This is a genomic window from Pseudoalteromonas sp. D15MCD-2 (assembly GCF_038562745.1).
In the GTDB taxonomy this organism is placed as follows: domain Bacteria; phylum Pseudomonadota; class Gammaproteobacteria; order Enterobacterales; family Alteromonadaceae; genus Pseudoalteromonas.
Genome location: NZ_JBCFQE010000001.1, coordinates 3,157,841 through 3,175,828, shown reverse-complemented (window position 1 = coordinate 3,175,828; position 17,988 = coordinate 3,157,841). Strand labels below are relative to the sequence as shown.

Here is a 17,988-nt window from a genome sequence, read left to right as displayed (position 1 = left end):
TTTCAGATAAAAATTATAACTTGTTTATTATTAAAACAAAGGCCAAGTTGCAAACATGCTAAGTCAGCTATTTAAAAAGCCTTCATCTATGATGGTAGGAATCGACATCGGATCGCACTGTATAAAAGCAGTGTTGTTGCAAGAGACAGACGCAGGTTTGCGGCTTGAAGCGTTAGCTATTGAACCTATGCCTAAAGGCGCTATGTCTGAGCGTTCTATTCAAGACATAGAAGCGATAGGTAATGTTATCGCTAAACTAAAAAGAAAAATTCCTAAATCAGTGCAAACCGCAGCAGTAGCTGTTTCAGGTCAAACTGTAATTACGAAAGTGATTTTTATGGATGTATCATTAACAGATGCTGAATTAGAGTCACAAATTGCCATCGAAGCTGATAGTTTAATCCCATATCCACTTGATGAAGTAAATATCGATTTTGAAAAACTTGCCATCAATGAAGCTGATCCAAGTAAAGTGAATGTTCTTCTCTCTGCTGCGCGAACTGAAAGTGTGCAAGCGCGAGTTGGTGCTCTTGAAACAGCCAACTTAAAAGCTGCGGTTGTCGATGTAGAAACTTATGCGCTAAGTCGAGCAATGGATGTGTATTATCAACAATTACCTAGTGATGCATACAATAAATGTGTCGCTGTGGTTGATATTGGTGCTGTGCTGATGCTTGTTAGCGTTGTACAAGAAGGTGAAACAATTTACACCCGTGACCAAGTATTTGGTGGCGACCAGTATACCAATAGCATTGTTGCGTATTACAACAAAAGCTTTGATGAAGCTGAAATTGGTAAAACTACAGGTGATTTACCACCAAATTATACCTTCGAAGTTTTAGCCCCATTCCAAACTTCATTATTGCAACAAGTTCGTCGTGCAGTGCAGATGTTCTTAACAACCAGTGGTAAAGATCAAGTTGATTACATTGTTCTGACTGGCGGCACAGCCATGATCGAAGGCTTAGATAGGCTCCTAATTGAAGAGCTAGGCATTCACACTGTTGTTGCAGAGCCATTTGCTAACATTGAAATTTCGCCAAAGATTGATCGCAATATGTTGCAGCGTCACCGCACGCAATTTGCGATAGCCACAGGATTGGCATTAAGGAGCTTTTCATCATGCCACATATAAACCTGCTGCCTTGGCGCGAACAACAAAGAAAAGACTCACAAAATAAGTTCGTTACTGTGTTATTCGGCGTTGTTGTCGTTAGCTTCTTAAGTATGTATTTACTAAGTTCTTTTTATGGCGGATTACGCGATGGGCAAAATGTAAAAAATAACTTTTTGAATACAGAAATAGCTTTATTGAACCAACGTATTCGTGAAATTAACGAACTTGATAAGAAAAAAGAAAACTTACAACAGCGTATGCGTCTAATCGAAGAGCTACAAAGTAACCGTAACCTAGGTACACAAATCATGGATGAAGTCGCCAAGATTGTTCCTGCTGGGGTTTATTTAACGAAACTTGAACGTCGTGATGACCGCATTCATGTAATTGGCCGCAGTGAATCAAATAACCGTTTATCTACCATGCTGCGTCAAGTTCAGAGCTCATATTTATTAGAACGACCTATTATGCAAGGTATTGTCGCAGGTGAACAAACCTCAAGATTATTGAGTGACTTTAATATGGATTTTTACGTTAAACCATTTGATCAGATAGGTGAGGCACGCAATGAACCTTGATATCAAAGCGTTAACAGACATAGATTGGAATGAAATTGAGCTTGAAAACATGGGCGATTGGCCTATTGCTGTTAAAGCTCTGTGCTGTGCGTTTGTGGCTGCGCTGGTTTTATACTTTAGTTACAGCTTATTAGTTTCTGACGAAATCGCCAGTTATCACAGTGCCGTAGCCAAAGAAACCGAGCTACGCCAAACATACAAAGCAAAATATGCTATTGCGAGTAATTTAGAGATTTATCGCCAGCAAATGGTTGAGATGGAAGATAAGTTCTCGCAGCTTTTAAAACGCTTACCAACCTCGAACGAGACACCTGGTTTGTTAGATGACTTATCTTACGTTGGTACTACTAGTGGTTTGACGTTTTTGAAAATTGGCTGGTTACCTGAAGTTGAAAAAGAGTTTTATACAGAGCTGCCAATTAAAATAGAAGTCGTCGGGACGTACCATGAATTTGGTGAATTTGTTGGTAAAGTTGCTCAGTTACCGCGAATTGTAAGTTTGCATGACTTTACTATTCAAACTCTCGGCAATAATGAACTCACTTTTAGTGTTGTTGCTAAGACTTATCGTTATGAAGGGGGCACTAAAAAATGAAAAAGCTTCCCTTAATTATTGCGATGACACTTGTACTTAGCGCGTGTAATGATGATACTTCAGAACAAAAAGAGTTTATTGATCAGGTTAAAGCAAGTACAACACCTAAAGTTGAGCCGATTCCTGAGATCACTAAATTCGAGCACTTTGCTTATAATGCCGGAAAATTACGTAGTCCATTTGTGGCGCCTAAACCGGAAATTATTCAGAGCAATTTAGTGCAAGTTAAAAACTGCTTACACCCAGATCCTGATCGTGTTCGTCAACCACTTGAAAAGTACCCGCTAGATAACCTTGTTATGCAAGGAACTATTGGCCGTGTTGGTAATACGTGGGCACTGATAAAAGCTGCAGACGATACGCTTTATCGAGTTACTGTAGGTAATTATATTGGTTTGTATCACGGTGAAATTAAACAAGTGCACGACAATTATATAGAATTATTAGAATTAATCCCGGATGGGGCTGGTTGTTGGAAAGAGCGCCTGACTAAGCTAGAAATGTTAGAGGCGGAAACAAATGGTGCAAGTTAATCTTATGAAAGGTAAAAAGAAGATGCATAAAGGAATGGCTTGGTTAAAACACATGCATAAATTCATGTTAGCTGCATTAGCCTTAATTTTGACGCAGACAGCAATCGCTGCCCCTTTACTGTATGACGTACGTTATAACCCGCTAATGAAAGGCGAAACACAATTACAGCTAGTATTTGATGAAGCGCTAACATTTGAACCAAAAGTTCAGGTATATAACGCCCCAGCTCGTATTGAAATGCTTTTCAGCAATGTAGGTGTTGATAATGAAGTGCGTGATGTGCCAGTTAACCAAGCAGGTATCCAGCATGTAACCAGCACCTTGACCGCAGACGGTTTAAAAGTTGTTGTAACGTTAGATAAGCTAAAAATTTATAAAACAATGGCGAAAGACAATATCGTTACTTTGCATGTTTCAGATAACCCAATCGCAACGGATGATTCAGCGGATGGACTGACAGCGTCTAGCAACTTTATTAATACAGTACAGTCGATTGATTTTCGCCGTGGTGAGAAAGGCGAAGCACGTCTTTTAGTTTTTTTACAAGATACGCAAGCAGCAATTGATGTTCATGAGAGTGGCGGCAAAATTATTGCTGAGTTCCACCACACTGATATTTTAGACGACTTATTGTATCAATTAGATGTGATGGATTTTGGTACGGTTGTAAGTAACATCGAAACCTTCAAAGAAGGTAATATGACGCGCATTGTGGTTGAGCCAAATGCAGCGTTTAAGTTTACTCACCAACAAATTGAAAATATCTTTACGCTAACTGTTGAAAAAGATGATATACAGCGTGCCTACCTCGAAGGCGGTATTGAATATCAAGGTCGCCCAATGAGCCTTAATTTCCAAGATATTCCAATTCGCTCTGTGTTACAGATTATTGCAGGCTATAACGAGTTTAACTTAGTAACCAGTGACTCAGTTACAGGTAATATCACATTGCGTTTAGATGGAGTTCCTTGGGATCAGGCACTTGATGTTGTGCTTAAAATTAAAGGTCTTGATAAGCGCATGGACGGTACTATTTTGATGGTTGCACCATCAGAAGAACTTGCCGCACGTGAAGCAAAAGAGCTTAAGGCAAAACAGCAAGTTGAGGATTTAGAGCCACTTTACAGTGAATATATCCGCCTTAACTATGCTAAAGCAGAAGAGTTTGCTGACTTATTGAAAACAGACACCAACAGCATTATTTCTGCGCGAGGCAGTGTGTCTGTTGATAAACGTACTAATACCTTACTTATCAAAGATACAGCGAAAAGCATCGAAAGCGTGCGCCGTATGGTGGAAACTTTAGATATTCCTGTTAAGCAAGTGGTGATTGAATCACGTATGGTAACAGTGAATGATAATGTGCAAGAAGACTTAGGTGTGCGCTGGGGTATCAGCGATGTAGGTAGCGACGGTGCTATCTCTGGCACATTAGAGGGCGCTGGTGGCATGTTTGGTGCTGGCTCTTACGATAATATCCCAAGTATTTCTGACCGCTTGAATGTTAACTTACCGGTTTCTAGCCCTGCGGGTAGTATTGGTGTTCAAGTAGCTAAATTAGCTAACGGCACTATATTAGATTTAGAGTTAAGTGCCCTTGAAGAAGAAAACCGTGGTGAGATTATCGCAAGTCCTCGTATTACGACGGCTAACCAACAAAAAGCCCGTATTGAGCAAGGTACTGAGATCCCTTACGTTGAAGCAGCATCAAGTGGTGCAACGACAGTAACCTTCAAAAAAGCAGTATTGAGCTTAGAAGTAACGCCACATATCACCCCTGATAACAAAGTGATTTTAGATCTCGTTATCACGCAAGACACGCGTGGTGATACAGTACAAACACCAACAGGTTCTGCTGTAGCAATTAATACCCAAGAAATTCAAACTCAGGTATTAGTAGAAAACGGCCAAACTGTGGTGCTTGGTGGTATCTTCCAACAGCAAATCGTTAACTCAACTAAGAAAGTACCTCTGTTAGGCGATATTCCTTACTTAGGCGTATTGTTCAAAAGTACGAGTGAATTTAACGAGAAGAAAGAGCTGTTAATCTTTGTAACACCAAAAATTCAAATCGATTAAGTGATTTTTTCTTAAGCAACGAGCAATTAGCATGTTTAATTGCTCGTTATCTAGCTTTTTATGCTAATTGACTTGAAATACCCAAGCAATTACTGAGATAATCCCCTCCTTAATTTTGGGGCCAGGTCGTTAGGCGGGGTTTTATTTCAAATTTTAGAGTTCGTTTGTACTAAAAAGATATGGCTGAGAAACGTAATATATTTCTAGTGGGCCCTATGGGGGCTGGCAAAAGCACAATTGGTCGTCACATTGCTGACCAATTACACCTTGAATTTTTCGATTCAGATCAAGAGATCGAGCGTCGTACTGGAGCAGACATTGCTTGGGTATTCGATCTTGAGGGTGAAGAGGGCTTTCGACTTCGTGAAGAAACTGTAATTTCAGACCTAACTGAGATGCAAGGTATTGTTCTTGCAACTGGTGGTGGTTCTGTGATCAGTAAAGAAGTGCGTAACAAGCTATCTGCTCGCGGTATCGTTGTATACCTAGAGACACCAATCGAAAAGCAAGTTGCACGCACGCAGCGCGACAAGCGTCGCCCATTATTGCAAACAGAAGAAGCACCGCGTGATGTATTAGAACGCTTAGCTGAAGAACGCGAACCGTTATACAAAGAAGTTGCTGATTTTGTTGTCCGCACTGATGAGCAAAGCGCGAAAGTTGTTGCTAATCAAATCATCGAGAAATTAGATTTTTAAAAACCAATAATAAAAAGGAAACTAGCTATGCTTGAATTAACAGTTAATTTGGACGAGCGAAGTTATCCTATTTATATTGGTCAATCTGCTCTTAAAGAGACTGGTCGACTACGCGAGCACATCGGCGATTGTCGACCTATCATTATCACCAACGACACCATTGCACCTTTATATCTTGATGATGTAATGACGTCGTTGGTTGATCTTAACCCGTTATCTTTTACCATCCCTGATGGCGAACAATATAAATCACTTGAGTGGTTTGAAAAGATATCGGCGTTCTTACTTGAACATAACTGTGGTCGAGATACATGCCTTATTGCCTTAGGTGGCGGTGTTGTAGGTGATCTAACGGGTTTTGTTGCTGCATGTTATCAACGTGGCGTGCCTTTTATTCAAGTACCAACTACCTTGCTTTCGCAAGTGGATTCATCGGTTGGAGGCAAAACGGCAGTAAACCATCCACTTGGTAAAAACATGATTGGTGCGTTTTACCAACCACAAGCCGTGTTTATCGATACGCAATCACTTCATACTTTACCTGAGCGTGAATTCGCAGCCGGTATGGCAGAAGTCATTAAATACGGCCTTATTTACGACACTGAGTTATTTGCTTACCTAGAGCAAAATATCGCTAACCTTAAATCACTTGATGAGCAAACATTGCAGCATGTGATTTACCGTTGTTGTGAAATCAAAGCCTTGATTGTTGCACAAGATGAAAAAGAAGCAGGGTTACGCGCCTTACTTAACCTAGGGCACACCTTTGGTCATGCTATCGAAGCACAAATGGGTTACGGTAATTGGCTACACGGCGAAGCCGTTGCCGCAGGTATGGTGCTGGCAGCACGCCTTGCACATACCCGTGATGACTTAACTGCTGCAGAAGTTGAACGCATTGAAAAATTGATTGCTGAGTATGATTTACCAGTCGATATTCCTGCAGAAATGACAAGCGAGCAGTTTTTAACGCATATGCGTAAAGATAAGAAAAACAAAAAAGGCACTATTCGCTTTATTCTTCCTACCCAATTTGGTCAATGTGCGCTGGTAAGTGATGTTACTGATCAGCAGGTTTGTGATTTAATAGCGCGCTAATGCAATCGCAAATATTGCCTAGCCGTGCTGCGCTAGTTGATCGAATCGCTCTGCAGTTTGAATATGGGCAAAATCTAATTTGCTTACTTGGCCCGTCAGGCCTTGGTAAAAGCTATTTATTAGAAACCTTCATTACTGATAAATACCTCGACTTTAATAAAGCGTTTGTTCAGTTGTCTGGAAAAATGACCGACCAACAGTTTATGACTGAACTGTTAGAACAAAGCTTTAGCAACCCACTAATTGATCACTCTTTGAGTTTGTCTGAAAACTTCTATCAACTCTATAAGCAACAGCCTTGTGGTGATTGTTTATGGGTGATTGATGGAGGGCGTCATTTATCTGAAGAGTTAATTCAGCAATTAGAAATTCTTGCCAAGCAAAGCCCGAGCACGTTATACATATTGATTGCATCACAATCGGTCGGCCAGTTTAGCCAAGCGGTCGAAATTCACCTTGAAGCGCTTAACTTGAGCGAAAGTAAGCAACTTATGCGTTGGTTTTTCGATAACCTCCCTGTTGAAGAAGACCCAGTTTTTCGCACATTTTTACAAGAAGCGCATGGTAACCCTGCCTTATTGCTAGCTTGGCAGCCTGAACAGCAAACTGCGGATATTCGCGCACCCGAGAAAAGCTATAAACTGCTTTATATAATTTTGCTCTTAATCACAACCATGCTGCTGATCATTGGCTTTTTATATAAAGCTGATATGACCGAGTGGTGGAAAGCACATTACCAACAAGATACAACAAGCTCTGTGGCAACTGCATTACCTGCAGAAGCAGTAGTTAATGGCCCTGTAGAGAGTAAAGAGCTCGTTACAGAACAAGCTCAAGATGAGCCTCCAGCACAGCAGCCAGTTGCTACTAATGATGATGACAACACGACTCAGGCTGCCGAGATGCCAGTTGATGGCTCTGACAGTAAAAACCATAACAATAACGTGGCTGCGATTGTTGATAGCCTTTTGCCAGTAGAGCCAGTTACACAAGAGACTGAGCAACCAACGAAAGATGAAGTTGTAGCAGCTATTATCAGCGATGCTGAGCAAGCCGAGTCTGCAATTGAGCCAGAGCAGCCATTAGCAGGAAATGCGTGGTATTTGTCTCAGCCAGACGACAATTTTGTAATCCAATTACTAGCGGTCACTAAGCAAGAGATCAGTGATAAGTTTATTAATGAAAATGGCTTGCAAGGGCAGGTAAATACTTACCAAAGCTTACGGAGCGGTAAGTCGTGGTGGATCGTAACTTATGGCAGTTATGCCACACTGAATGATGCTAAGAAGGGCGTAACAACACTTTCTGATAATGTGCGTAAAAATCAGCCGTTTTATAAAAAAATAAGTAAAATTAAACAAGAAATCGCTTCACTAAATCAGTAAATTAAAACTGATTAGTGTAAAATCGCGCAACACCGAATTGAAGTTAAGAGCAGATGCAGCAAAAGACCAGAGCCTTCCTTAAATGGGCGGGTGGAAAATACAGCCTAGTTGAAGATATTCGTACCCGCTTGAAGCAAGCGAGTATGGATGCTGACACCTTAGTTGAACCTTTCGTTGGTGCTGGCTCTGTATTTCTCAATACTGATTTTAAGCATTATATTTTAAATGATATTAATGCGGATCTGATCAACCTGTACACTGAGCTAAAGCGCACGCCTGACGAGTTTATCAGCGATGCAAAAAAACTATTTGTAGAGCTCAATAACCATCCTGAAGCCTATTATGAGTACCGTGTTCAGTTTAATCAGAGCAGCGATGTGTATGAGCGCGCAATTTTATTCTTATACATGAATCGTCATGGTTATAACGGTCTGTGTCGCTACAATCTTAAAGGTATTTTTAACGTTCCTTTTGGTAAATATAAGCGCCCGTATTTTCCTGAAAAAGAAATGCACTTCTTTGCTGAAAAAGCTCAGCAAGCCACCTTTACGTGTTTAGGTTATGACGAGGTCTTTAAGCTCATTCCTAATAATGCGGTTGTGTATTGCGACCCACCTTATGTGCCGTTGAGTAAAACAGCATCATTTACTTCTTACGCTAAAGGCGGTTTCAATTTAGATGATCAAGCAAACTTGGCGAATTTAGCTGAGCAAGCAGCATTCGAAAATAACACGCCGGTACTTATTTCTAACCACGATACGGTGTGGACTCGTAAGATCTACAGCCAAGCATCACTGGATGAAATTCAGGTAAAACGCACGATTAGCCCGAAGGGAGGTTCACGTAATAAAGTGAATGAGCTAATGGCTATGTATTTAGCACCAAAGAAACGGTGAAATAAATCGCTGCTACAAACAGGCTGAATAAAACGAGGGCAATGACGATAATAGTACTGAGCGAGTGCTCTTTAAAGTCAGCTTGACGCTTATTTTCTGATTGCACACCAAAAAATGCCGCAAAGACACTTTGTAATGCACTAATGAATTTGTTCATGCGATTTAGAACTTAGAACCTAAACCGCTAACTTTCTTAGACTCTTCACTACTTGTTAATAACTCAAGTAAATCAAGATAATGGAACTGAGCGCTGCGGCTATCACCCGTTAACCAAGAAAACCATCCTGTTTCTTGTTCTGCTTTCATACATTGAGCAGAAGATGATGATGCGTTAAGCGTATTGCATGAGCAGCCAGACGCCGCTGCTAAAAAGTCGTCTTCATCAGCAGATGAGAAAGATACAAACGCAGCAACCGTAAGTGCGGACGCGATTAAGATCCCTATTTTAAAAGCACGCATGAGAATAACCCTTGTTTGTGTTATTTAGACAAGCATACATAACAATTGCTCAAATAACAAACTTAATTACGGCTGAATTAAATAAAAATTTAATAAAATTAGCCTTTTAAAGTAAATTTTATGTTTATATTTTGTTTCATTTAAATGCATTTATGCAAGCAGTTGAATAGAACGATTGTTCAATTTTTGATTAAATTTACATTAATTCAATAAGCTAAAAGGGTTGGCCTTGAGCAATAGCGTTTTAACAGTTAGCTGTGGTGTTTTAATCAGCTGTCGATTGGGTTACATTATGCGCTCTTCTTGCAGTCGCAAATTATGATGGAATCTCTCATGTTGGAAACATTACAAAAGTATTTAATAGCCCCTTCTATTTTATCAGCTGATTTTGCCCGTTTAGGTGAAGATGTTGATCGTGTACTCGCAAGTGGGGCAGATGTTGTACATTTTGATGTAATGGATAACCATTATGTGCCAAACCTAACCTTTGGCCCAATGATTTGTAAAGCACTGCGCGATTACGGTATTACAGCCCCGATTGATGTGCATCTTATGGTGAAACCTGTCGATCGCCTAATTCCCGACTTTGCTGAAGCGGGCGCTTCTATTATTAGCTTTCACCCTGAAGCAAGTGAGCATATTGACCGTACCTTACAGCTTATAAAAGACAGCGGTTGCCAAGCTGGGCTTGTATTTAATCCTGCAACCAGCCTTAGCTACCTTGAGCATGTGCTCGATAAAGTTGATGTAGTGCTATTAATGTCGGTTAACCCTGGCTTTGGCGGCCAAAGCTTTATTCCTCATACCCTCGAAAAGCTTCGCCAAGCGCGTAAAATTATTGATGACTCGGGTCGCAATATTCGTTTAGAAGTTGATGGTGGCGTTGGTGTTGATAACATTGCTGAAATTGCAGAAGCGGGCGCTGATATGTTTGTTTCAGGCTCAGCGATTTTCAATCAACCAGATTACAAGGCTGTTATCGATGCGATGCGCAGCGAGCTTGCAAAGGTTGAGTCATGAAATACGATGCGGCATTTTTCGATTTAGATGGCACCTTAGTCGACAGTGTTTATGATTTATACATTGCGATGAATCTGACTCTAACTGACCTCGCATTTCCGGTTGTTACACAAAAGCTAGTTGAGAGCTGGGTAGGTAATGGCATAGAAACGCTTGTAAAGCGTGGTTTGAGTGGCGATATGCAAATCAGTGAGCATTTAGATGAAGCCCTTGCTGAGCGTGCAATTAATTTGTTTTATCAGCACTATGACCAAGTTGTAGGTGACTACAGTGCGCTTTATCAACATGTAGAAACTGGGCTTGCTGCACTTGCTGGTATTCCTAAAGTGGTGATCACCAATAAGGCACGTCGTTTTACCGAAAAGTTACTTGATAAGCTTTCACTGACTAGTCATTTTCAGTTGATTGTATGTGGTGATGATATGGCAAAGAAACCATCACCTGAGCCTTTACTATTTGCTTGTCAGCAATTAGATGTCAGCCCAGCCAAAGCGGTTATGATAGGCGACTCAAAAAGTGATATTTTGGCAGCAAAAGCTGCTAAGGTTGACGTTGTCGCACTCGGTTATGGCTATAACCAAGGTGAAAACCTCGCTGATTTCAATCCAGAGTACCTCTGCGAGAATTTCTTAGATATAATACCCGTTCTTACCCAAAGGTAAGTGCATTTTAATTTCGTCTTTTTAGTTTAGTAAAAATATAAAGGAACATCATGAGTAAACCAGTAGTGTTAAGTGGCATTCAGCCAACCGGTGGTATGACAATAGGCAACTATGTTGGCGCTATTAACCAGTGGCTTAAGCTACAGGAAGACCACGAAAGTTTCTTTATGTTAGTAGATTTACACGCCATTACTGTACGCCAAGATCCTGAGCAGCTACGCTCGCGCGTGCTGGACGGTATTGCGCTTTATGCTGCATGTGGTATCGACCCAGAAAAAGCGGCGTTATTCGTACAATCTCAAGTGCCAGAACATGCACAGCTTAGTTGGGTTTTAAACTGTTACGCTCAAATGGGTGAGCTTAACCGTATGACGCAGTTTAAAGATAAGTCTTCTAAGCATGCTAATAACGTGAATGTGGGTTTGTTCTCTTACCCTGTACTGCAAGCTGCAGACATCTTGTTATACCAAGCAGATCAAGTGCCAGTGGGTGAAGATCAAAAGCAACACCTTGAATTGACACGTGATATCGCAACACGTTTTAACAACCTATACGGTGACGTGTTCAAACTACCTGAACCATACATTCCTGAGTTCGGCGCACGTGTAATGAGCTTACAAGATCCGCTCAAGAAAATGTCTAAATCAGATGAAAATCCAAACGGTTACATCATGTTATTAGATGAGCCGAAGAAGATTGAAAAGAAACTGAAAAAAGCAGTAACTGATTCAGACGAGCAAGCTCGTATCTACTTTGATCGTGAAGAAAAACCAGGTGTATCTAACCTACTTACTTTATTATCAGTTGCAACTAAGCGCTCAATTGAAGACTTAGTGCCTGAATATGAAGATAAAATGTATGGTCACCTGAAAAAAGACACTGCAGCAGCGGTCGTTAATATGATTGAGCCAATCCAAGCGCGCTTTAAAGAAATTCGCGAAGATCAGTCACTACTTGATAGCATTATGAAGTCAGGTGCTGAAAAGGCGAGTATTCGCGCTGAAAAAACATTAAAAGCAGTCTACGATGCGGTAGGTTTTATTCCTCGCCCGTAAGCTTGCACAAATTATTGAAATAAAAATACCGCTTTAGAGCGGTATTTTTTTATTAAAAGCTCAGCACAATTAAAACAGTAAATAAGCAGATAAGTGCGGCAGCGGTTTTGTCTGTTTTTTCCATTTTCTTACTCCTCATCAGCGCTCAACTGTGCAATCACGTAGCCTTTACTTTCTAACAAGGCTAATAGGCTATCTTCACCGGCCAAATGAGCAGCGCCAACAAGTACCAACTCTTTTTGCTGATCAGTAAAGTAATCCTCAATATGATTAAGCCAATTCAAATTACGTTGCTTAATGAGTATTTGGTAGGTGAGGGGATCATGTTGTTTTAATGGCATGATAGTTAGCTCATTCATTGCGTGCATATCGCCATTGCGCCATGCATCAAGCATTGCACTGTAAAGCGCTTGGTAACTTGATACTTGCGCTAACTGTGACTGAATATAGGCATCTTCGTCTTGGCTGCCTAATTGCTTAAAAAGGTGTAATTGGAATGCCAAGGTTTCGAGGTAAGCTAATTCTTTGCTGTCTTGTTGGGCTTGCTTTGCGAAATAGCTATCAACACCTTCACCGAAAAGCTGTTGTTTTTGTAGTTCTAGCGACATCATCAGCAAGCTCACCATAAAAGGGCGAAAGCTGTCGAGTTCGCTAAGTTGCATATCGTATTGAGTAAGCTGTGCTTCTAATTGTTTTTTTACTTTTGCAGAGAGCTTACTACTTAATGTTTCACCAGTTTCGTAACTCAGTGCTTTAAGCATAGTAAGTTGTGCTGAGCTATTACTTGGCGCTGGCATATCGGCTTCCAGTACTAGGGTATCGGCTTGTTTATATGCTTGATTAAATTCAGCTGGTAGCGGTAGTTCCTTGGGCGGTAAAACATGAATTGAACCCGCAATGTATATAAATTCATCACCTTTACTTACCTGCCAAACGGCACTTTTTGCTGTACAAATACTCGTTGTTAACAAGCATGATGCAGCAATTGTTGAGAGCAGTAATTGAGTTAGTTGTTTCATTCTTTTAGCCTGTTAATTGAAAAAGCTTGCCCAATGTTCTGGGCAAGCAGGGCATTACTTGTTGAGTTTTAACTCAATTTGATGGTCAACTTTTTTGTTCATTTGCTCGATAGAAACCTCGATAGATATCTCAAAATGTTGTTCTAATTTTTGAGTATCTTGGCTATCAAATATGGGGTTTGGCAGTGTAACAACAAGCGTGCTTACTGCGAGTATCGACACTATTTTTAAAGCTGAGTTGCTCATAACTTTATTCTCTTAATTGGTTGATTAGTTTTATCAGCGAAGCAAAGTTGGTTGGTGGCCCGTTGATGGAAACTACAATAGCGAGGAATTTACATAGAGTCGCTTATCTAGTTCTAAGCGATTTATTTATAAGGTTTTAAAATGTTAATTTTAATAGTTTCAATGGTTTAAGTTTAATTCTTATGAGGGGAAATAAGGTTTTAAATCACTTTATTTTTGTGTTTTTGCCTATTGATGATAATTTGAATGTAGCAAATAGGAACTTGGAGGTTTTGATATGGGTTTTAAAGTAAAACATTATGCGGCTAAAACTGTACCTGCGAATAGCTCATTAGAATGGGAGCTAATCTTAACTGAGCTTATCATTGGTAGCCTTTGTGCTGCATTCGCTAAGATCGGCTATGATGCTACTATGTTACTTATTTTTATACCTAATTTAGTAATCGCCTTAGTTTGCTTTGGTTTTATTGGGCTTTCGATATTTCATTTCATAAGAGAAAAACGCAGCAAGCCAAGCGAGTAATATTGATTGCTGCGCTATTTTTCTACTGGGGTAACGCCTGGCGAGTCACAAGCAATGACTTCAAATCGATAGCCATATTCAGCATGGTGATCAGGGGTTACTTGCACTATTTCGTAATCATTCAGCTCAACGGCTTTACTGTTTTCTGCTTTTAAACAGCGTGAATAGCTGTCGGCTTCAAAGCTGTAAGCAAACATCGCAATTAAACGTTTGCTACGCTCAAAGTAACCTTTGGTATCTAAAAACTGACGAAGGTTTTCGGCGGTTTCGCTGTCACCTTCTATATTGACGTCTTGGTTAGGGGTTGAGTTTTGTGTACTTTCAGGAAGTTGTTGTTCGAGTTTTTCACCTAGTTGTTCGACTGCTATTTGCTGCTCTTCACCTGATTCTTTAGCAATAACTTTGCTATCTAAAAAGGTGCTAACCATATTATCGAGTACTTCTTCAGGTGGCTGATCGTCGATAAACGAAATCAGGTTAATAAATACCACTGATGCTAAAACAAAGCGCACGATGGCGGTTAACAGCGGTGAGTAGCTTTGGCTTATAAATTTAATTCGCTCAGAGCCAAATGGCTTTATTAGTAATAAAACAAAGATATAGAAAGGTAAAAAAAGTTGAAATAACAATAAAGTACCTAGGGTTATTCCCATTGCCCAAGGTGGTAAATATAACAGGGTGGCAAAGTTGTGGGTGTAATTAAAGTGACTAGCTGAGACATGAGTTACATCATTAACTATGCCGCTCGCACCGGCCAACACAAAATTAGCGATACTGGCATAGAAGATTAAAATCAGTGCTTTGCCGGCAAGCGAGTGCCAAAGTTGGTTAAACTTGGGCCAAAATTCAATAACAAGCGCAATAATGGTGATGGTGGCACTTAACCAGCCCGATTGCAGAACAATCAGGCTGCTTAATGCTAAAAGATAGAGCTTTTGTGCGGTACTTAAGTTAAACCAAATGGCTTGTAATCGTTCAACCAGCCTCGTTTTATGAGGCTGCCAGCTACGTTGCTGTTGTTGAAACTGTTTATTAGCGCGCCATTTTGCAATTTTTAAATACCTACGCACGCAATATCCTTTTTTATAGTAGTGGTTTTAAGTACCTTCCTGTGTGTGAACGCTCACACTCGGCAACGTCTTCAGGTGTACCAGAAATTAAAATTTCACCACCGCCAGAGCCACCTTCTGGGCCTAAGTCGACAATCCAGTCTGCGGTTTTGATCACATCAAGGTTATGCTCAATAACAACAATGGTATTACCGTGATCGCGTAAGCGGTGAAGTACTACTAATAATTGCTGAATATCAGCAAAGTGTAAACCCGTAGTTGGTTCATCAAGGATATATAAGGTTTTACCGGTATCACGTTTTGAAAGTTCACGAGCCAGTTTCACACGCTGCGCTTCACCACCGGAGAGGGTAGTAGCAGCTTGACCTAAGCGAATATACGACAAGCCTACATCCATTAAGGTTTGCAGTTTACGTGCAATAGCCGGAATTTTATCAAAATAGTCACGGGCATCTTCTACGGTCATTTCGAGTACTTGGTGAATGTTTTTACCTTTGTACTGTACTTCGAGGGTTTCACGGTTGTAGCGCTGACCTTTACATACATCACAAGGTACATATACATCAGGTAAAAAGTGCATTTCTACCTTGATCACGCCATCACCTTGGCAAGCCTCACAACGACCACCTTTAACGTTAAAGCTAAAGCGACCGACCTTATAGCCACGCGAACGGGCTTCTTGAGTACCCGCAAATAGCTCTCGAATACCGGTAAAAATACCGGTGTAAGTGGCAGGGTTTGAGCGCGGAGTACGGCCAATCGGGCTTTGGTCAATATCAATCACTTTGTCAAAATGATCTAGGCCCTTGATTGACTTATACGGTGCCGCTTCAGCGGTCGTTGCGCCATTTAACTCGGTATGAGCCAGCTTAAATAAAGTGTCGTTGATAAGCGTTGATTTACCTGAGCCTGATACACCTGTGATACAGGTCATTAAGCCAAATGGAATACGTAAATCAACGTTCTTTAAGTTGTTACCTGTGGCACCAAATAGCTCAAGCCATTTGTCGGTAGTTTGATGACGAGACTCTGGTACTTCGATTTTCTTTTCGCCAGAGAGGTACTGACCTGTGATTGAATCTTTACTGGCTAGAATATCGTCATGGGTACCTTGTGCAATAACATGGCCGCCATGAACACCGGCACCTGGGCCGATATCGATAATATGGTCTGCAGCGCGAATAGCATCTTCGTCATGCTCAACCACAATGACCGTGTTGCCTAAATCGCGTAAGTGAATAAGGGTTTTTAGTAGGCGGTCGTTATCGCGTTGGTGCAAACCAATTGAAGGCTCATCCAGTACGTACATAACACCAACAAGACCTGCACCAATCTGACTTGCTAAACGAATACGCTGCGCTTCACCACCTGACAGGGTGTCGGCACTTCGCTCAAGTGATAAATAATTAAGGCCTACATTAATTAAGAAAGATAAACGGTCACGAATTTCTTTGAGGATTTTTTCGGCAATTTGGGCGCGCTGACCAGTTAGATTCAAACCATCAAAAAATGCCATGCTTTCACCAATACTCATTGTGGTGATAGCTGGCAGGTTTGTTTGGCCAATAAATACGTGGCGAGCTTCTTCACGAAGTCGCGAGCCATGACAGCTCGGACACGCTTGGCTTGTTTGGTATTTAGCAAGCTCTTCGCGAACTGAGTTTGACTCGGTTTCACGGTAGCGGCGATTCATATTATTTAAAACGCCTTCAAACTCATGGTTACGTGTAATTAAATCACCACGGTCGTTACGGTAATTAAAGGCAATTTTAGTTTTACCTGAACCTTCAAGAATCACCTTTTGCGCATCTTTACCAAGTTCTTGGAAAGGCACTTCTAGGTCAAACTTATAATGCTCTGCGACAGCTTGCAGCATTTGGAAGTAATAAAAGCTACGTTTGTCCCAGCCTTTGATTGCACCGCCCGATAAGCTTAGTTCAGGATTTTGCACAACACGGTTTGGATCAAAATACTGGCGCACACCTAAACCATCACAGCTTTGACACGCACCCGCCGGGTTATTGAACGAGAATAAACGCGGCTCAAGTTCACTCATGGCATAGCCACACGTTGGGCAGGCAAAATTAGCAGAAAACAGCATGTCTTCGCTGAGTGAGTCGTCCATAGCCGCTACATGAGCAATACCACCTGATAGCTCAAGGGCCGTTTCGAATGATTCAGCTAAGCGCTGTTGTTGGCCATCTTTTACTTTAAAGCGGTCAACCACGACCTCGATAGTATGCTTTTTATGAAGCTCAAGAGTTGGTGGATCTGATAAGTCACATACTTCGCCATCGATACGGGCGCGAATAAAACCTTGGCTTGCGAGTTGCTCAAGCAGTTTAACGTGCTCACCTTTACGGTCTTTTACCACCGGTGCTAATAGCATTAGCTTGCTACCTTCTGGTAAGGCTAAAACCGTATCGACCATTTGGCTGATAGTTTGTGCGGCAAGTGGCAAGTCGTGAGTGGGGCAGCGAGGCTCACCTACACGGGCAAATAATAAACGAAGGTAATCGTAAATCTCGGTAATAGTACCGACCGTTGAACGCGGGTTATGTGACGTTGATTTCTGTTCGATAGAGATAGCTGGCGATAAACCTTCGATGTGATCAACATCGGGTTTTTCCATTAGCGATAAGAACTGTCTTGCATACGCTGACAGTGATTCAACATAACGACGTTGCCCTTCTGCATACAAAGTATCAAACGCTAAAGACGATTTCCCTGAACCAGATAGGCCAGTGATAACTATCAGCTTATCACGGGGAATGGTTAGGCTGATGTCTTTTAAATTGTGCGTACGGGCGCCTCGGACTTCAATGTTTTCCATGCTATCTCGTTTTATTACCTAATTATTTTTTCAGTATCTCATAATACGCGATAAGATTAATCCTTGATCAAAGAAAAAATCATCACTTACAGGTGATTATTTAGTTTTCGCTTGTGGTAGA

At 41.0% G+C, this 17,988-nt stretch carries 19 protein-coding genes; 13 read left to right on the top strand and 6 right to left on the bottom strand.

The window, feature by feature from the left end:
- The first annotated feature begins 55 nt into the window (after positions 1-55).
- From AADY36_RS14595 to AADY36_RS14555, 9 genes are all read left to right on the top strand, one after another.
- Entirely contained in the window at positions 56-1,135 is a 1,080-nt protein-coding gene (locus AADY36_RS14595; RefSeq protein ID WP_054563334.1) for a pilus assembly protein PilM, read from the top strand.
- On the top strand, positions 1,123-1,695 hold the full coding sequence (locus AADY36_RS14590) for a PilN domain-containing protein (RefSeq protein WP_055197505.1): 573 nt from the start codon (positions 1,123-1,125) through the stop codon (positions 1,693-1,695). Before AADY36_RS14595 ends, AADY36_RS14590 begins: the two co-directional genes overlap by 13 nt.
- Positions 1,685-2,290, top strand: a complete 606-nt coding sequence (locus AADY36_RS14585) for a type 4a pilus biogenesis protein PilO (protein WP_054563336.1) — start codon at positions 1,685-1,687, stop codon at positions 2,288-2,290. The genes AADY36_RS14590 and AADY36_RS14585 overlap by 11 nt, the downstream gene beginning before the upstream one ends.
- Positions 2,287-2,823 carry a pilus assembly protein PilP gene (locus tag AADY36_RS14580; RefSeq protein ID WP_054563337.1) on the top strand — a complete coding sequence of 179 codons (537 nt, stop codon included), beginning with the start codon at positions 2,287-2,289 and terminating at the stop codon, positions 2,821-2,823. The genes AADY36_RS14585 and AADY36_RS14580 overlap by 4 nt, the downstream gene beginning before the upstream one ends.
- The gene (locus AADY36_RS14575) at positions 2,810-4,903 is read left to right on the top strand and encodes a type IV pilus secretin PilQ (protein ID WP_342409125.1); all 2,094 of its coding nucleotides are present in this window, start codon (positions 2,810-2,812) and stop codon (positions 4,901-4,903) included. The genes AADY36_RS14580 and AADY36_RS14575 overlap by 14 nt, the downstream gene beginning before the upstream one ends.
- A gap of 179 nt (positions 4,904-5,082) precedes the next feature.
- Positions 5,083-5,601 (top strand): shikimate kinase AroK, encoded by a 519-nt coding sequence (gene aroK / locus AADY36_RS14570; protein WP_036973192.1) that lies wholly within the window; start codon positions 5,083-5,085, stop codon positions 5,599-5,601.
- A 27-nt stretch (positions 5,602-5,628) separates the two neighbouring features.
- Complete coding sequence (gene aroB / locus AADY36_RS14565) at positions 5,629-6,699, top strand: 3-dehydroquinate synthase (RefSeq protein WP_342409124.1); 1,071 nt, start codon at positions 5,629-5,631, stop codon at positions 6,697-6,699.
- Positions 6,699-8,084: an AAA family ATPase gene (locus AADY36_RS14560; RefSeq protein ID WP_342409123.1), complete on the top strand. Its 1,386-nt coding sequence runs from the start codon at positions 6,699-6,701 to the stop codon at positions 8,082-8,084. Before aroB ends, AADY36_RS14560 begins: the two co-directional genes overlap by 1 nt.
- Positions 8,085-8,137: 53 nt before the next feature.
- Positions 8,138-8,980 (top strand): Dam family site-specific DNA-(adenine-N6)-methyltransferase, encoded by an 843-nt coding sequence (locus AADY36_RS14555; RefSeq protein ID WP_054563340.1) that lies wholly within the window; start codon positions 8,138-8,140, stop codon positions 8,978-8,980.
- On the opposite strand, the gene AADY36_RS14550 is transcribed toward AADY36_RS14555, so the two are convergent.
- Both AADY36_RS14550 and AADY36_RS14545 read right to left on the bottom strand, forming a co-directional pair.
- Complete coding sequence (locus AADY36_RS14550; RefSeq protein WP_054563341.1) at positions 8,952-9,137, bottom strand: DUF2970 domain-containing protein; 186 nt, start codon at positions 9,135-9,137, stop codon at positions 8,952-8,954. The two genes, AADY36_RS14555 and AADY36_RS14550, sit on opposite strands and share 29 nt — an antisense overlap.
- 5 nt (positions 9,138-9,142) lie before the next feature.
- Entirely contained in the window at positions 9,143-9,439 is a 297-nt protein-coding gene (locus tag AADY36_RS14545) for a hypothetical protein (protein WP_054552801.1), read from the bottom strand.
- A gap of 333 nt (positions 9,440-9,772) precedes the next feature.
- Here AADY36_RS14545 and rpe point away from each other — a divergent pair, with 333 nt between their 5' ends.
- Genes rpe through trpS form a run of 3 tightly spaced genes read left to right on the top strand, consistent with a single transcriptional unit; the run spans position 9,773 to position 12,176 of the window.
- Positions 9,773-10,459: a ribulose-phosphate 3-epimerase gene (gene rpe / locus AADY36_RS14540; protein ID WP_054563342.1), complete on the top strand. Its 687-nt coding sequence runs from the start codon at positions 9,773-9,775 to the stop codon at positions 10,457-10,459.
- Complete coding sequence (locus tag AADY36_RS14535; RefSeq protein WP_063527519.1) at positions 10,456-11,121, top strand: phosphoglycolate phosphatase; 666 nt, start codon at positions 10,456-10,458, stop codon at positions 11,119-11,121. Before rpe ends, AADY36_RS14535 begins: the two co-directional genes overlap by 4 nt.
- 50 nt (positions 11,122-11,171) lie before the next feature.
- The gene (gene trpS / locus AADY36_RS14530) at positions 11,172-12,176 is read left to right on the top strand and encodes a tryptophan--tRNA ligase (RefSeq protein ID WP_054552798.1); all 1,005 of its coding nucleotides are present in this window, start codon (positions 11,172-11,174) and stop codon (positions 12,174-12,176) included.
- 128 nt (positions 12,177-12,304) lie between these two features.
- Here trpS and AADY36_RS14525 read toward each other — a convergent pair whose 3' ends face one another.
- Both AADY36_RS14525 and AADY36_RS14520 read right to left on the bottom strand, forming a co-directional pair.
- Complete coding sequence (locus AADY36_RS14525) at positions 12,305-13,195, bottom strand: TraB/GumN family protein (protein ID WP_342409122.1); 891 nt, start codon at positions 13,193-13,195, stop codon at positions 12,305-12,307.
- 54 nt (positions 13,196-13,249) lie between these two features.
- Positions 13,250-13,441, bottom strand: a complete 192-nt coding sequence (locus tag AADY36_RS14520; protein WP_342409121.1) for a hypothetical protein — start codon at positions 13,439-13,441, stop codon at positions 13,250-13,252.
- Between the two features lie 277 nt (positions 13,442-13,718).
- Here AADY36_RS14520 and AADY36_RS14515 point away from each other — a divergent pair, with 277 nt between their 5' ends.
- Complete coding sequence (locus AADY36_RS14515; RefSeq protein ID WP_055197515.1) at positions 13,719-13,964, top strand: hypothetical protein; 246 nt, start codon at positions 13,719-13,721, stop codon at positions 13,962-13,964.
- A 14-nt stretch (positions 13,965-13,978) separates the two neighbouring features.
- On the opposite strand, the gene AADY36_RS14510 is transcribed toward AADY36_RS14515, so the two are convergent.
- Both AADY36_RS14510 and uvrA read right to left on the bottom strand, forming a co-directional pair.
- Positions 13,979-15,034 carry a hypothetical protein gene (locus tag AADY36_RS14510; RefSeq protein ID WP_055197517.1) on the bottom strand — a complete coding sequence of 352 codons (1,056 nt, stop codon included), beginning with the start codon at positions 15,032-15,034 and terminating at the stop codon, positions 13,979-13,981.
- Between the two features lie 13 nt (positions 15,035-15,047).
- Positions 15,048-17,867 (bottom strand): excinuclease ABC subunit UvrA, encoded by a 2,820-nt coding sequence (gene uvrA / locus AADY36_RS14505; RefSeq protein WP_055021384.1) that lies wholly within the window; start codon positions 17,865-17,867, stop codon positions 15,048-15,050.
- Positions 17,868-17,988 lie beyond the last annotated feature (121 nt).